The following is a 15398-nucleotide window of genomic DNA, read 5'->3' as shown; positions in this document are numbered from 1 at the left end:
CGGGTCCAGTACCCCCCAGTCCCTCTGCCCCAGGCGCGGCACGGCAGCTCCGATGAACGATTTTTCAGAGCGGGTTTTGAAACAACGATCCGGGCCGATGGCCCAGGCAAGATGGGCATGTGCGTTTCGGCGCATGATGCCTGCCCGCCCCTGTGGCGGGCGCAGCCGGCGGGTCTGCACCCCCTTCCCGTCGGCTGCACCGGTTGTGGTGGCCGCCCCATTCATGGGGGCCGCTCAGTGGCGGGCGATCACCTCGAGAAACGCCTCACCATAGGCTTCCAGCTTGCGCACGCCGATGCCGCTGATGGTGCCCATTTCATCCAGATCGCGCGGTTTGCGCGATGCCATTTCGCGCAGCGTTGCATCATGAAACACCACATAGGGTGGCACATCCGCCTCTGCCGCCAGATCGCGCCGCAATGCGCGCAACGCTTCAAACAGCGGATCGCCGTCCGGATTGGCCCCGCGATCGCGGCCGCGCGATTTGCCCCCGCCAGGCGGCCGGGCAATCACCACCGGCATTTCCCCCTTCAGGATCGCGCGCGCATCCGCCCCCAGGGCCAGCCCGCCATGCTCGGTCGTCACCAGGCATCCGCGCGCCTGCAGCGCCCGCGCCAGCGGCTGCAGCAGGCGCGCCTCTTCCGCCTCGACAATGCCGAACACGCTCAGCTGGTCATGCCCGCGCTGCCGCACGCGTTCGTCATCGGCGCCGGTCAACACTTTCTGCAAATGGCCGAAACCGAAACTCTGCCCGGTGCGATAGGCGGCAGACAGCAGCTTGCGGGCCAGTTCCGTCACCTCGATCACGCGCGGCGGATCCAGGCAATTGTCGCAATTGCCGCAGGTTTCGGGCGGGTTCTCGCCAAAATGGCGCAGCAGCTGCGCCCGGCGGCAGGCGGGTGTTTCCACCAGCCCGGCCAGCGCATCCAGTCGCGCCCTCTCGCCCGGCTGGCGCCGCTCCTCCAGCTCGCCCAGCCGCTGCCGCGCAAAGGCGAAATCGCCGGCGGACCACAGCATCACCGCCACCGCCGGATCGCCATCGCGCCCGGCGCGGCCGGTTTCCTGATAATAGGCCTCGATCGATTTGGGCACGCCGGCATGGGCCACAAACCGCACGTCGGGCTTGTCGATGCCCATGCCGAAGGCGATCGTCGCCACCATCACCATGTTTTCACTGGCAACGAAGGCCGCCTGATTGGCAGCCCGATCCTCTGATGAAAGCCCGGCGTGATAGGGGCGCACTTCGCGCCGGGTGACCGCCGCCAGCCGTTCGGACAATTCCTCCACCTTGCGCCGGGTGGAGGCATAGATGATCCCCGGCCCGGCATGCTTGGTCAGCAATTGCGTCAGCTGACGCAGGCCATTGTCCCGGTGGAGAATATTGTACTGGATGTTGGGCCGGTCGAACCCGGCAACGATCAGCCCGTCATCGCCGATGCCCAGCTGGGTCAGAATATCGGCGCGGGTATGCGCATCGGCCGTGGCGGTCAGCGCCAGGCGCGGCACATCGGGGAAGGAATCGAGCAGCGGGCGCAGCTGGCGGTAATCAGGGCGGAAATCATGCCCCCATTCGGACACGCAATGCGCTTCATCGACAGCAAACAAGGCCACCGGCGATTGCTGCAGCAGATCGCGGAACTGCGGCTGGCTGGCGCGTTCCGGGGCGATGTAGAGCAGATCCAGCTCGCCCGCGCGATAGCGGTCCATGGTTTCGCGCCAGTCGGCGTCCGCGCTGGTCAGCGTGGCCGCGCGAATGCCATTGGCGCGGGCCGCACGCAGCTGATCATGCATCAACGCGATCAAGGGGGACACCACCACGCAGGTGCCCGGCAGCATGACGGCCGGCAATTGATAGGTCAGCGATTTGCCCGCCCCGGTGGGCATCACCGCCAGCGTGGACTGCCCACCCAGCACGCGCGTGACGACCTGTTCCTGTACCCCGCGAAAGGCATCGAAACCGAAAATGCGGCGCAGAGCGGCACGCGGCGCGGCGTTATCGGTCAGCAGTTCATCCATCGACCGGTCTGTGGCAGATCACGGCCGCCGGGTGAACCGAAGACAGCACGGTTTTGCAATTCCCCTGCGCGGCAGGGTCGGCTAACCTCCCGCGCGCAGCAGATGCGGCCCCGGGCCGACGCTGCATTCAACCGGCGCAGCAGCGCCTCTAGAGGAATTCGCCCACCATGAAGAAGCTCGCCTTCACCGCCCTGGCCGCATCGGCCGCCCTGACCCTGGCAGCCTGCGGCGACACCACCGATGCTTCGTCGGAAGCAATGGCCGACAATGTCGAAATGCCCGCAGACGAAGCCATGGCCGGCACGCCCGCACCGGTCTCGGACGCAGACGCCGTCGCCAATGCCGCGACCGCCGCATCGGCTGCCCCGACCGAAGACACGACGTCTGAGGATTCGACCGAAGTGGCCGCTGACGCTGCCGTTGCAGCCGCTGCCGACGCCGAAGCGGCCGCCGCAGCCGCAGAATCGGCCACGCGCGCTGCCGAAGCTGCCCGTTGATCCAGGCGTTTCGCCATTTTTCCGTGGCGGGTTGTGCATCGCGCCAACCCGCCACACCCCAGCTGGCCGCAAAGCTGCTGGCGGTCGCCATGCTGCCCCTGTTGCTGGCAGGCTGCAGCAATGATGCCGATCCAGGCCCGGGCGGAGTGACCGTAGGCGAAGCCCGCGCGCTGGATGAAGCCGCCGCCATGCTCGATTCGCAGCGCCTGCCCGAAGAGACGCTGGAAGCACCCGCCGCCGATGGAACGGCGCCGGCGCCCGGCGACACGGCAGCGACCGAGCCACTCGCGCCCGCACCCAGTCCGAACTGACGCCGGCAGAGCGCCCGGTTTGATCCGGGGCAGGCGCCGTGGTATTGTTTCGCCTGAAACCATGGCCACGCCCATCGCCCTGACCGAGAATTTCGGCATCCTGCCCCAGGTTTCGGAGGGGGTCTTCACCGCGCCGCTCCGCCGCCCCGCCCATCTGGCGGAAGATTGGGTGGAGGCTGCCCAGCGGCAATATTCGCCCGACGATCACGCCATCTGGGATGCTCTTTACGCCCGGCAGACGGATATCCTGCCCGGCCGGGCCTGTTCCGCCTTCATGACCGGGCTGGAGAAGCTGCGGCTGGATCGCGGCGGCGTGCCGGAATTTGCCCGCCTCTCCGCCGAACTCGGCGCGCTGACCGGGTGGAGCGTGGTGCCAGTGCCCATGCTGATCCCCGATCATGTGTTCTTCTGGCATCTGGCCAACCGCCGCTTCCCGGCCGGCAATTTCATCCGCACCCGCGCCAGCTTCGATTACATCGAAGAACCCGATGTGTTTCACGATGTGTTCGGCCATGTCCCGATGCTGACCGATCCGGTGTTTGCCGATTACATGCAGGAATATGGCCGGGCCGGGTGGAAAGCCATGCGGTACAACCGGCTCAAGGCGCTCGGCGCACTCTATTGGTACACGGTGGAATTTGGCCTGATTCAAGAGGCAGAGGGGCTGCGCATCTACGGCGCCGGCATCCTGTCCGGCCCGCAGGAAGCGGTGTTTGCGCTTGATGGCCAGTCACCCAACCGCATCATGCTCAATGTCGATCGTGTGATGCGTACGGATTATGTCATCTCCGATCTGCAGCCGACCTATTTCGTGATCGACAGCTTCGCCGATCTTTATCACCAGACGGTGGAACGGGATTTCGACCGGCTCTATCGCAGCCTGGCGCCCGGCTTTACCTATGCCAATGCCGCATTGATCGATGTGGATGATGTGCTGCACCGCGGTACGCAGGAATATCATCTGCGCGGCGGGCGACCATCCGGGGCAAGGCCGACCTGAACGCGCAAAAGAGAAGGGCCGGGACGCCTTGCGGCAACCCGGCCCATTGTCTGTTCCTGACGGAACCGCCCGATTACGGCGTGGTCGTCGGAGTCGTTGCCGGAGTGGCCGACGCCGGGCCGGCAGGGTCGACGGCATCGACATTGTTCTTCATGGCGTCTGCATTGGCTTCGGCCTCATCTTCCATGGCATCAGCCTGCGCTTCGGTGATCTGGCCGGCATCCTGCATCGCGTCAGCCTGGGCCTCTGCATTTTCTTCCATTGCGTCTGCCTGGTCTTCCACGGCGTTTTCTGCCGGGCTGTCGCAAGCGGCCAGACCCAGGCCGAGCAGCGATGCCGATGCGATTGTGATAAGCTTCTTCATTGACCTTCCCCTTGTGCTGTAACGTCAGACCTCTTCCGATAGTCTGCCTCGTTCGTTCTATGCGGCGGGCGCACCATGTTGGGCACACCCCCGCGCCAGAGATTGACCAGCACGAGCAGGAGGATGGACCCCAGCAGGGAAATCAGCAGGGCGCTGACGCTGTAACCACCTTCAAGCAGGCTACCCGCCCCGACCAGGGGGTTGATAACCAGACCGGCCAGACATGCGCCGGCGATGCCGGCAAGCACGTTGCGCAGGATGCCCCCCAGGCTTTCGGATCTCGTGACGATTGCGGCGAGCCATCCAAGGACGCCCCCCACAACGATCAGAAATACCAGGCCCATGACGCATCCTTCTGGCTGCAACAGAGGGACAATCCCAGCAGGGGCGGATGGTTCCGCAGGGGCGGGCCACCGCGTGGGAGAATGAACCGCCTGTGGAATGAGCGCAGCGGCGCCGGGCAAGGAAAAAGCGGCGAAGTGAAGCCACCCCGCCGCCTTGTCCCTTACCCGATCGGGCGGTGTCACTTTACCAGATATGCACGCGCTCTTCCGGCGCCAGATAGAGCGCATCGCCGGGCTGCACATTGAATGCCTTGTACCAGGCATCCTGATTGCGGACCGCACCATTGACCCGGAATTCTTCCGGGCTGTGCGGATCGGTCAGCAGCCGCTGACGCCCGGCGGCTTCGCGCTGGGTGGAACGCCACACCTGTGCCCAGGCGAGGAAAAAGCGCTGATCGCCGGTCAGCCCGTCGATCACCGGCGCTTCCTGGCCATTGAGCGACATGCGGTAGGCGCGATAGGCAAGGCTGAGCCCGCCGACATCGCCGATGTTTTCGCCCAGGGTGAAGCGGCCGTTCACGCAGGTGGTACCATCGTCATAGGGGCAATAGCTGCTGTATTGCGCGGCCAGCCTGTCCCCCAGGCTGCTGAAATGGGCGAGATCTTCTTCCTGCCACCAGTTGCGCAGCGTGCCGGTGGCATCGCTCTTTGCGCCCTGATCGTCGAAGCCATGGCCCATTTCATGGCCGATCACCGCGCCGATGCCGCCGTAATTGACCGCTGGATCGGCTGACGCTGCGAAGAACGGTGGCTGCAGAATGGCCGCCGGGAAGACGATTTCGTTGAAATCGGGATTGTAATAGGCGTTCACCGTCTGCGGCAGCATGAACCATTCGCTGCGATCAACCGGCTTGCCCAGCTTGGCGCGGTTGTCGGCAATGTTCCAGGCGGTGGAGCGGATACGGTTGCCGAGCGGATCGCCCGCGCGCACTTCCAGCCCCTCATAGGTTTCGAACTCCGCCGGATAACCGATTTTGGGCATGAAGGATTCCAGCTTGGCCATCGCTTCCCGCTTGGTTTCCGGGGTCATCCAGCTGTTTTCCTGCAGGCTGGCGCCCAGTGCCTTGCGCAAATTGGCAACCAGCTCATCCATCGCCGCCTTGCTGGCGGGGGAGAAATGCCGTTCGACATAGAGCGCGCCGATCTGTTCGCCCAATTGCCCCTCGGTCGCGGCGATGGCGCGCTTCCAGCGCGGGCGCTGTTCTTCCTGACCATTGAGAAAGGTGCCGTAGAAGGCGAAATTGGCCTGATCGATTTCGCTCGGCAGCACCGACGCATTGTTGCTGAGGAACCGAGCGGCCATGAAGGCCTTCAGCGTCGCCAGATCGGTACGCCCAAGCAGCCGCATCATTTCCGGCGCGCCGCCGCCCAGTTTTTCCTGGTCTTCGGCCGACAGGCCCAGTTCCTGCGCCTTTTCCGCCGACGGGGGCAACTGCGGTACCAGGAAGGTGGTCACATCGGCAAAGCCGCCCGCCGCCAGCAGTTCCGCCATGGGGAAGCCGCTGTCGAGCGCCAGCACTTCGGCACGGTCCAGCTTGTTGTACAGCAGTTCGGGATTGCGCAGCAGCGTGCGATCCCATTCCAGCTTCGCCACCTCATGCTCAAAAGCATAGACCGCTTCGGCATCGGCCTGCGGATTGGCGGAGCCGGCCTTGCCCAGCAGGAAGGTCAGATATTCCTTGTACTTGGCGCGGATTTCCAGGTTCCGCGGGCTGTCCTCCAGATAATAATCGCGATCGGGCAGGCCCATGCCATCGAAACCGATCGACACAATATAGCTGTTGGGATCCTTGGAATCGACGGTGACACCGGCGCCGATCATGCCCGGCATGCCCGGTTCGGCAAACAGCTTTGCCAGGGCGGTCAGATCCCGTGCAGCGGATATCCGGTCCAGATAGGGCTTGGCCGGGGCAAGGCCGGCCGCGTCGATCGCTGCGGTATCGAGGAAGGACTGATAGGCATCGACGATGCGGCGCTGCTGCGTGCCGGCAGCAGGCTTGGACGCGACCAGTTCCTGCACCAGGGCCTCGACATCCGCCACCGACTTTTCATTCAGCAGGTTGAACGCGCCGAAGCGGGAATATTCGGGCGGGATCGGATTGTCGCGGATCCACTTGCCATTGACATACTGGTTGAAATCCGCGCCCGGCTTCACCGCTGCATCGAGCGAGGCGGGATCGAAACCCCAGGTGCCGAAATTCATCGTCGGGGTGGCCGGGGTGGCGGCAGCATCCGGGGCGGCGGCTGGCGCATTCTGGGCCAGCGCGGGCTGGGCCAGCGCCAGCACCAAAGCGGAAACACCGGCAGCGAGGATGGGGCGGATCATGAGGGGCGACCTTTCCTTCTTCACGAAAGTCCGTGGGACATTTTCGGCCGGGGCGCGCTCAGGCGTGGCGCAAACCCCGGTCAGTCAATCGGCGAGCAATAGCGCCGCCGACCGCCGTGCCAAGACCGCTCGTCGGTTTCAATTGTTACTTGGTCGATTTGGGGCAGCCCAGGCGACCGCGGCGATCAGGCCCGCTGCAGACCGCTCAGTGTGTTACCCGCCCTGCCACTCGGCCCGCTTGCGCGCCTTGAATGCCTCAAAATCGAAACGGCGGGGCATCGGCCGATGCTTCACCGGTGATCAAGGCATCCTGCAAGGCGCGCAGCCGTTTGGCATCTGTGTCAGGCAATTGACGCATCTTCCGGCACCACTTCGATGCCCAGCGTTTCACCGCCCTCAGCGACAGCCAGCAAGCGATCGACATTGGGGTGGGCGCCCGGGCGGTTGCGGGCGTCGGCTGTATGTTCGGCAAAGATCGCCAGGCCATGATCGGCAGCAGCTGCGTCGAGCGTGCCGAAGGCCTGCTGGAGATAGCTGTACACCGCCAGCGAGCCCTGCTTGCCCGGCTGGTTTTCAATGCTGGCGACCACCGCCCCGCTGCCATCCACCAGATCGACGCGCTGCAGGCCATCGATCGCCGGCAATTGGGCGAGATTATCCTTGAAGACGGCGGTGGGGATGATGGTGGTCAGCATGGGTAAAATCCTGGGCAAAAAACGGGCGCCGGGCAATTCAGCGGCGGCGTTTGGGATAGGTGGGGGTGACGGTGTTTTCGGCGGTCAGTTCGCGCCAGCGGGTGTAGCGTTCCTGGCTGACCGTGCCATCGGCGATGGCGGCGCGCACGGCGCAGCCGGGTTCACGATCATGGGCGCAATTGGAAAAGCGGCAATCCTGCGCAATCTCGATCAGATCGTCGAACACCTCGGCAATGCCGGTATCCGCCTCTGCCAGTTGCAATTCGCGCATGCCGGGGGTGTCGAGCAGCCAGCCGCCGTGATCCAGCCGGTGCATCTGGCGCACGGTGGTGGTGTGGCGGCCGGTGTCATCGCTGGCGCGAATGGCCTGGGTGGCGATGCTGTCCGACCCGCGCAGCGTGTTGACCAGCGTGGATTTGCCCACGCCCGAACTGCCCAGCAGCGCAACGGTCTGCCCCAGGCCGCAATAGGCGGCCAGACCCGCAGCGCTGGCCGGATCGCGGCCATGGACGGTTTCGACCCGCAGGCCCGGTTCGATCGCGCGGGCGGCGGCGGCGAAATCTTCGGGCGTGTCGGTCAGATCGATCTTGGTCAGCACCACCACCGGGGGCACGCCCACTTCCCGCGCCAGCACCAGATAGCGTTCGAGCCGGGGAACGCTGAAATCCTGATTGCAGGAAGCAACAATGAACAGCGTGTCGATATTGGCGGCGATCATCTGTTCGCGGCGGGGATCGCCAGGCGCGCGCCGCTTGAACAGGTTCATGCGATCCAGCACCCGCACCGGCTGCGCGGTGGCGCGGTCGATCAGCAGCCAATCCCCCACCGTCGGATGGTTGTCGGTCGGCAGGGCGCCGGGAATATAGGGTGATACCGACAGCGTGCCCCTTTCGCCCGCAACATCGATGGCCCCGCGATGGACCGCCATCACACGAAAGGGGCTGCAGTGCTCCGCCTCTTCGGCGGACAGCTGTTCGCTGAAAAAGCGGGTCCAGCCGAGTTCCGCCAGCGTTTGATCCCTGTTGTCCATGACGCGCGCTAGATCAGCGTCTCGTCGAATTGCAGCGAGGCGAGGCGCGCATAGAGGCCGCCGGCCGCCACCAGATCGGCATGACGGCCCTGTTCGACGATGCGGCCGGCATCCATCACCACGATCCGGTCCGCCGCACGAACGGTGGCCAGGCGATGGGCGATCACCAGCGTGGTGCGGCCCTGCATCAGCGTTTGCAGCGCCTGCTGCACCAGCCGTTCGCTTTCCGCGTCGAGCGCGCTGGTCGCCTCATCCAGCAGCAGGATCGGTGCATCGCGCAGCAGCGCGCGGGCGATGGCCAGCCGTTGCCGCTGCCCGCCCGAAAGCCGCGCCCCGCCTTCGCCCAGGAACGTGTCCAGCCCCTGCGGCAGCGCACGCAGGAAATCATGGGCATTGGCGGCCCGTGCAGCCTCCCAGATTTCCTCTTCGGATGCGTCCCACGCGCCATAGCGCAGATTGTCCCGCGCATTGGCGGCAAACAGGATCCCTTCCTGCGGGACCAGCGCCATGCGCTGGCGCACGGCAGCAGGGTCAGCCTGCACCAGCGGCACGCCATCCATGCGAATGGTGCCGGCCTGCGGATCATAGAAACGTTCCGCCAGCTGGAAGATGGTCGATTTCCCCGCCCCCGAACGGCCGACGATGGCCACGGTTTCGCCCGGCTCGATCGTCAGGGTGAAATCGGTGATCGCGGCGGCTTCGGGCCGGGTGGGGTAACGGAAGGTCACCCCCTGGAACGCCAGCGCCCCGCGCGGCGGCACCGGCAGGTCGAGCGGGCGGGCCGGCGCGGCAATCGCCGGCTTTTCATGCAGCAGTTCGGCCAGTCGGCTGGCGGCACCGGCGCCGCGCAGCAGATCGCCATAGACCTCCGTCAGCGAACCCAGCGCCCCGGCCACCAGCACCCCGGTCACCACGAAGGCAGCGATCGTGCCGCCCGACAGCGTGCCTTCGGCGACCTGCAGCGCGCCGCGCCACATCAGCGCGGTGATCGAACCGAACACGAACAGAATCACCACCCCGGTCATCACCGCACGCAGCGTGATGCGCCGGCGTGCGGTGGCGAATGTGTGTTCGACAGCGGCGCTGAAGCGCGCACGTTCACGCGGTTCCTGGTTGAAACCCTGGACCACTTTCATGGCGCCGAGCACTTCGGTCGTTTGGGCGCCGATTTCGGCCACCCGGTCCTGGCTTTCGCGCGACAGCTTGCGCAGCTTGCGCCCGAACAGCACGATCGGGATCAGCACCAGCGGCACCGCGAACACCAGCAGCAGGGTCAACTGCGGGGCCAGGAACAGCAGATAGACGGTGCCACCCACGGCCATGATCGCATTGCGCAGGGCGACCGAAATGGTCGTGCCCACCACCTGTTCGATCTGGCCGGTATCGGCCGTCATGCGCGATGAAATCTCGCTTGGGCTGTTTTCCTCGAAGAAACCCGGCGACAGCCGCAGCAGATTGTCCTGCACTTGTTGCCGGATATCGGCCACCACCCGTTCGCCCAGAATGCTGACGAAATAGAACCGGCAGGCTGTGCCGGCGGCCAGCACCAGGACGATCAGCAGCAGATAGCGGAACCAGCGGCCGATTTCTTCCGGATTGCTGCCTTCGGCAAAACCCCGGTCGATGATCAGGCGGAAACCGGCCGGAATCGCCAGCGTCGCCGCCGCCGTCACCACCAGCGCGCAGCCAGCCAGCACCACCATTCCGGGGTAGCGCCGCGCGGCGCGGAAAATCATTGCCAGCGGCCCCAGCGAGGTTGCGGGTTCGACCTGAGGTTTTGAGGGTGCACGAGCCATGGCGCGCGGTTAGCCGATCAGCGCCGCCGAATGAAGCGGATTGGCACCGAAACTGTTTTGTTGCATTGCAGCATGGTAATCACCACATCGGCCAGCAAGGTCGCCACGCCGGTAACGGCGGGCCACAGCAGTCACAAGGGAAACACATCGTGCTGTACCAAGCCTATGAAATGCAACGCTCGCTTCTCGGCAGCGCCAGCAAATGGGCCGCGATCGGGGCGCAATTGCTGTCGAACCCGACCCTGCCGATGGGCTATTTCGGGCTCGGCCCGATGGTCGCCAGCGCGCTGAATGTTTTCAGCCATCTCTATGAAGATCGCGGCAAGCCGGAATTCAACATCACCGAAGCCCAGATGGACGGCAAGGCCTGGCCCGTCACCGAAACGGTGGTGCTGCACAAGCCATTCGGCGCGCTGCGCCATTTCCGCCGCGAAGGCTTGCCCGCCGATGCGCCCAAGCTGCTCGTGGTCGCACCGATGAGCGGACACTATGCCACGCTGCTGCGCGGTACCGTGGCACGGATGGTGGAAAATCAGGAGGTGTGGATCACCGACTGGGCTGATGCCCGCATGGTGCCCACCTCCGTCGGGCAGTTCGATCTGGACGATTACATCGATTATCTGATCGAATTTCTGCAGTTCATCGGCGAGGATACCCATGTGCTGGCGGTGTGCCAGCCGTCGGTGCCGGCCTTTGCCGCCGCCGCCGTGATGGGCGCGGAACAGGATCCGTGCCGCCCCGCCAGTCTGACGATGATGGGCGGGCCGATCGACACCCGCGCCAGCCCGACCAGCGTCAACGATGTGGCGATGAACAGGCCGCTTTCGTGGTTCAAGAACAATGTCATCGCCACCGTGCCGTTCAACAATCCGGGGGCGGGCCGGCAGGTCTATCCCGGTTTCCTGCAGCTTGCCGGGTTCATTTCGATGAACCTGCAGAGCCACATGATGAGCCATTACGAGATGTTCAAGCATCTCACCATGGGCGATCAGGAAGGCGCGGCATCGACCAAGAAGTTCTATGATGAATATCTGTCCGTCTGCGACATGACGGCGGAATTCTACCTGCAGACCATCGAGCATGTGTTCCAGGAACATTCGCTGCCGCGCGGCGTCTTCGTCCATCGCGGCAAGCCGATCGACCTGGGCGCCATCCGCGACACCGCGCTGCTGGCGATCGAGGGGGAGCGGGACGATATTTCCGGCATCGGCCAGACCCGCGCCGCGCTGGATCTGACGCCGGAACTGCCCGAAGCGAAGAAGCAATATCTGCTGGCGGCCGATGTCGGCCATTATGGCATCTTCAACGGCAGCAAATGGCGCAACCGCATCGCACCCGTTGTCGAAGACTGGATGCGCACCCACAGCCGCGCGGCCAAACCCGCCTGATTGCGGTGACACCGGCATCCGCCATCAGGGCGCGATGCCGGTCAGCCAACCTACCCGGTCAGATGGGTTGATCGGGTGGGCGTTTACGGGGGGTGCCCATCAGGCGGCGCACCACCCGGCGGGCGATGAAAATCAGCGCGATGGCCAGTCCGGCCATGAACAGCGCCACCAGCGCGGCCAGCACCGGGAAGGTGAAGGCCAGCACCATCAGCACGCCGATCAAACCATCCTCTATCAGGGACACCCCGACATTGCTGATCGGTTCGGGGCTGGTGTTGACGATCGCCCGTACCCCGGCCTTGCCGGTATGCGACAACAGCGCGCCGCCACCGCCCAGCAGCACGGCCAGCACCTGGGTCGTCGGATCGGCCGGATCGATGACCGCCATGGCCAGCAGCGCCCCGCCCACCGGGCGCAGCAGCGTGTGCACCGCGTCCCACGCACTGTCCATCCAGGCGATCTTGTCGGTGAAGAATTCGCAGAACGCCCCGATCGCCGCCACGGCCATGATCCAGGGATTGCCGAGCACCTGCAGCGAAGCGAGGTGTTCGGGCAGGGGCACCAGTCCCGTGCGCATGGCAATGCCGGTGACCAGCACCACGAAGTAAAGCCGCCAGCCGGCCAGCAGGCTGATGCTGGTGGCGATCCCGAGGATCTCGACAATGCTGAGTGCCGGCTGCGTTCCCATCGCGCGCCTTATTGCGCGCAGCGCAGCCGAAGTCGAGCCATGCCGGACGCCTCAATCGGCGCCGGCCGGACCCCCTTCACCTGCGACCGCCCCGCGATGGAAATTGGCCTTGCGCGGGGCGTATTCGACCCTCTGGACATAGCTCCACAAGGCGCATTGCAGGCCGATCAGCATGAAGATGAAAGGCTGGAACGCGATGCCGACAAAGGCCGCCCCGACCAGATAGATGATCTGTGCCTGCTGCAGCGCCGTGGCCAGGCCCCATTGCCAGCCTTCCTTGCCCCCTTCGCGCGCGGCGAAACGCCAGCGCAGCCGCTCCATCTGCCACACTCCAGTGCCCTGCAGCAGCAACCAGATGAACAGGCCCGGCCAGCCCTGTTCGCCCAGCATTTCGAAATAGGAGGAATGATAGGCGCGCGAATTTTCCACCACCTCTTCATAGGTGACGGTCACATTGGGCGGGGTGCCGGTCACCTTGCGGGTGTTGTAGGTGAAGCTGTTGCCCAGATAGGCATCGAACCCGCCGCCCAGCGGATTGGCGAGGGCGTAGTGATAGGTCCATTTCCACACTTCCACCCGGGTCGATGCGGACTGATCCCCCTGATAGTTCTGGATGGTGCCCATGCGTTCGGTGAAGCTGGCCGGCAGGAAGGGAATCGCCACCATCAGCGCCAGCCCGGCCCCCGCGGCATAGAGCGCGCGGTTCTTCACCGACCGCATGATCATGATCAGCATCACCCCGATGCAGATCAGCCCGGTGCGGGCCGAAGTGCCGACCGGGATCAGCAGGCAGGCGAACACCAGCCCGGCGGTAAATCCCCAGACGCGCCAGTCTGGCTTGAAGATCGTGCCATGCCGGGCCAGCCACAGCGCCACGGGAATGGTTGCGATCGCCGCCGTCGACAGGATCGACCCTTCGTACAGGCCCGAATCTTCCTGCACCAGCAGCCGCAGCGTGCCATAGCCACCGCCACCACCGACAGTCTTGATCCCGCCATTGATGATGATGGTCGCGATCGCCAGTACCATGATGAGCGCCGCCGCCTCGATCCGCAACCGTGTGCGCAGGGTCAGCGGCAGGAAGGCGGCAAAGATCAGCGCCTTCCACACCCAGTTCCATTTGGCCCAGGCCGCTTCGGGATAGGCGGCCATCACCGTGGTCATGCCGCAATAGAGCAGCAGCACGACGATCAGCCCCTGCACCATGGTGAAGCGGCTGCCCTTTTTCGAATCGAGAAACACCCAGCCGCAGAACGCCGCGACAAAGGCGATCATCGACAGCTGAAACGTCTGCACCAGGCCCCAGCCGATCTTCTGCGGGACGACGATGTCGATATAGATATAGGTCAGCACCCAGAAGAACGGGCGCTTGAAACCCATCAGCAGCAGGATGCCGATGAAACCGAGCAGCGCGAGATCAAGCATCGTCCGTGCGCTCCCGCGCGGTGGCAGCGCGTTCTCCTGCGCTGGCAGGGCGCCCGCGCATCCATGGTTTTGCGCGCGGGCTGTCCGTCCCGTCATCGGCATCCAGATCCGCGCGGAACGCCAACCGCCAGATGGCGATCAGCATCAGACCATGTGTCAGCGCGAGTGTGAAATAGTCGATCAAGGCGGGGCCCGTTCCTGCAGCCGGTGGTACCCTATTGGCAGAGCGCGGTTGACGCGGCGTTAAGCTTGCTGTGGCAAAACACCAGATGATGAACAGGATCCTGCACGTTCTCGACCATTCGCTCCCGCTGCACAGCGGCTATGCGTTCCGTACCCGCGCGATACTCAAGGCGCAGGAGGCGGACGGGCTGGAGATTCGCGGGATCACCTCGCTGCGCCACACGGCCGCCGGCCCGGATCAGGAAACCGCCGAGGGGCTGACATTCCACCGCACGCGCGGCACCGCCAATGGGCCCACGGGCCTGCGCGAATGGCGTGAGATCCAGCTGCTGGCCGATGCGATCGTCAAGCTCGCGCACAGCTGGCGCCCGGATGTGCTGCACGCCCATTCGCCCGCGCTCTGCGGCCTGGCCGCCTTGCGCGCCAGCCGCCGGCTGAATATTCCGCTGGTCTATGAAATCCGCGCCTTCTGGGAAGATGCCGCCGTCGGCAACCTGACCACACACGAAGGATCGCTGCGCTACCGCCTGACCCGCAGCCTGGAAAACCGGGTGGTGGCCGGTGCCGATGCGGTGATGACGATCTGCAGCGGGCTGCGCGACGATCTGATCGACCGCGGTGTGCCGCCGGGCAAGATCGGCATAATGCCCAATGGCGTCGATCTGACGCTGTTCGGTGATCCGCTCGCCCGCGACGCGGCGCTGGCGGCCGAACTGGGCTTGGGTGACGGACCGGTCATCGGCTTCATCGGCAGCTTCTATGATTACGAAGGGCTGGACGATCTGATCGCCGCCATGCCCAGCCTGTTGCGAAAACAGCCCGGGGCGCGTCTGCTGATGGTCGGCGGCGGCCCGATGGAGGCCGCACTGGCTGCGCAGGCCAAGGCATCGCCGGCGGCTGATGCGATTCGCTTTGTCGGGCGCGTCCCACATGCTGAAGTGGAGCGCTATTATTCGCTGTGCGACATCATGGCTTATCCCCGCAAGGCCAGCCGCCTGACCGATCTGGTCACGCCTTTGAAGCCACTGGAGGCCATGGCCCAGGGTCGGCTGGTTGCAGCATCGGATGTGGGCGGGCACCGCGAACTGATCACCGATGGCGTAACCGGAACCTTGTTTACCGCCGATTCGCCCGAAGACTGCGCAGACGCGCTCGCGGGACTGCTGGCAAGGCGTGGCGAATGGGCGTCCATCCGTGATACAGCCCGTAAACATGTGGCGCAGAACCACGATTGGGCCCGGAACGTCCGGCGTTATCAGGACGTTTACCAAGTCCTGTCAAAACAGGATGGAAACCGTCGCCTGCCTGCGGCTGCCGCCTGAGCGGCACCCGGTT

Annotated in this window: 15 protein-coding genes; 5 read left to right on the top strand and 10 right to left on the bottom strand. The window is 64.9% G+C overall.

Annotation, left to right across the window (positions count from 1 at the left end):
• Positions 1-234: 234 nt before the first annotated feature.
• Complete coding sequence (recQ, locus tag GRI97_RS01425) at positions 235-2016, bottom strand: DNA helicase RecQ (RefSeq protein ID WP_161389364.1); 1782 nt, start codon at positions 2014-2016, stop codon at positions 235-237.
• 167 nt (positions 2017-2183) lie between these two features.
• Between recQ and GRI97_RS01420 the strand changes: the two genes are divergently transcribed.
• The 3 genes from GRI97_RS01420 (at position 2184) to phhA (ending at position 3824) form a co-directional block, all read left to right on the top strand.
• Entirely contained in the window at positions 2184-2513 is a 330-nt protein-coding gene (locus GRI97_RS01420; protein ID WP_161389363.1) for a hypothetical protein, read from the top strand.
• Complete coding sequence (locus GRI97_RS01415) at positions 2510-2824, top strand: hypothetical protein (protein WP_235917569.1); 315 nt, start codon at positions 2510-2512, stop codon at positions 2822-2824. The genes GRI97_RS01420 and GRI97_RS01415 overlap by 4 nt, the downstream gene beginning before the upstream one ends.
• A 61-nt stretch (positions 2825-2885) precedes the next feature.
• Positions 2886-3824 carry a phenylalanine 4-monooxygenase gene (phhA, locus tag GRI97_RS01410; RefSeq protein ID WP_161389362.1) on the top strand — a complete coding sequence of 313 codons (939 nt, stop codon included), beginning with the start codon at positions 2886-2888 and terminating at the stop codon, positions 3822-3824.
• A 73-nt stretch (positions 3825-3897) separates the two neighbouring features.
• Here phhA and GRI97_RS01405 read toward each other — a convergent pair whose 3' ends face one another.
• From GRI97_RS01405 to GRI97_RS01380, 6 genes are all read right to left on the bottom strand, one after another.
• A complete protein-coding gene (locus GRI97_RS01405; protein WP_161389361.1) occupies positions 3898-4188 on the bottom strand; it encodes a hypothetical protein in 291 nt (96 codons plus the stop codon).
• Positions 4185-4532 (bottom strand): GlsB/YeaQ/YmgE family stress response membrane protein, encoded by a 348-nt coding sequence (locus GRI97_RS01400; protein WP_202392544.1) that lies wholly within the window; start codon positions 4530-4532, stop codon positions 4185-4187. Before GRI97_RS01400 ends, GRI97_RS01405 begins: the two co-directional genes overlap by 4 nt.
• A 184-nt stretch (positions 4533-4716) precedes the next feature.
• The gene (locus tag GRI97_RS01395; protein WP_161389360.1) at positions 4717-6858 is read right to left on the bottom strand and encodes a M13 family metallopeptidase; all 2142 of its coding nucleotides are present in this window, start codon (positions 6856-6858) and stop codon (positions 4717-4719) included.
• Positions 6859-7199: 341 nt separating this feature from the next.
• Positions 7200-7553, bottom strand: a complete 354-nt coding sequence (locus tag GRI97_RS01390; protein ID WP_161389359.1) for a DUF2322 family protein — start codon at positions 7551-7553, stop codon at positions 7200-7202.
• A gap of 37 nt (positions 7554-7590) precedes the next feature.
• Positions 7591-8583 carry a ribosome small subunit-dependent GTPase A gene (gene rsgA, locus GRI97_RS01385; protein ID WP_161389358.1) on the bottom strand — a complete coding sequence of 331 codons (993 nt, stop codon included), beginning with the start codon at positions 8581-8583 and terminating at the stop codon, positions 7591-7593.
• An 8-nt stretch (positions 8584-8591) separates the two neighbouring features.
• Positions 8592-10379, bottom strand: a complete 1788-nt coding sequence (locus tag GRI97_RS01380; protein WP_161389357.1) for an ABC transporter transmembrane domain-containing protein — start codon at positions 10377-10379, stop codon at positions 8592-8594.
• A gap of 149 nt (positions 10380-10528) precedes the next feature.
• On the opposite strand from GRI97_RS01380, the gene GRI97_RS01375 reads away from it, so the two are divergent.
• The gene (locus GRI97_RS01375; RefSeq protein WP_161389356.1) at positions 10529-11767 is read left to right on the top strand and encodes a polyhydroxyalkanoate depolymerase; all 1239 of its coding nucleotides are present in this window, start codon (positions 10529-10531) and stop codon (positions 11765-11767) included.
• A 58-nt stretch (positions 11768-11825) separates the two neighbouring features.
• Here the strand turns inward: GRI97_RS01375 and GRI97_RS01370 are convergent, their stop codons facing one another.
• Genes GRI97_RS01370 through GRI97_RS01360 form a run of 3 tightly spaced genes read right to left on the bottom strand, consistent with a single transcriptional unit; the run spans position 11826 to position 14064 of the window.
• Positions 11826-12455 (bottom strand): DUF4126 domain-containing protein, encoded by a 630-nt coding sequence (locus tag GRI97_RS01370; protein WP_161389355.1) that lies wholly within the window; start codon positions 12453-12455, stop codon positions 11826-11828.
• Positions 12456-12506: 51 nt separating this feature from the next.
• Complete coding sequence (locus GRI97_RS01365) at positions 12507-13880, bottom strand: putative O-glycosylation ligase, exosortase A system-associated (protein ID WP_161389354.1); 1374 nt, start codon at positions 13878-13880, stop codon at positions 12507-12509.
• Positions 13873-14064 (bottom strand): hypothetical protein, encoded by a 192-nt coding sequence (locus GRI97_RS01360; RefSeq protein ID WP_161389353.1) that lies wholly within the window; start codon positions 14062-14064, stop codon positions 13873-13875. The genes GRI97_RS01365 and GRI97_RS01360 overlap by 8 nt, the downstream gene beginning before the upstream one ends.
• A gap of 88 nt (positions 14065-14152) precedes the next feature.
• On the opposite strand from GRI97_RS01360, the gene GRI97_RS01355 reads away from it, so the two are divergent.
• Entirely contained in the window at positions 14153-15385 is a 1233-nt protein-coding gene (locus tag GRI97_RS01355; RefSeq protein WP_161390754.1) for a TIGR04063 family PEP-CTERM/XrtA system glycosyltransferase, read from the top strand.
• Positions 15386-15398: the final 13 nt, after the last annotated feature.

The sequence above is a fragment of the Croceibacterium xixiisoli genome (assembly GCF_009827305.1).
GTDB classification, from domain to species: domain Bacteria; phylum Pseudomonadota; class Alphaproteobacteria; order Sphingomonadales; family Sphingomonadaceae; genus Croceibacterium_C; species Croceibacterium_C xixiisoli.
Note: the sequence above shows the minus strand (reverse complement) of the source record. Positions and strands in the feature narration are given on the sequence as shown.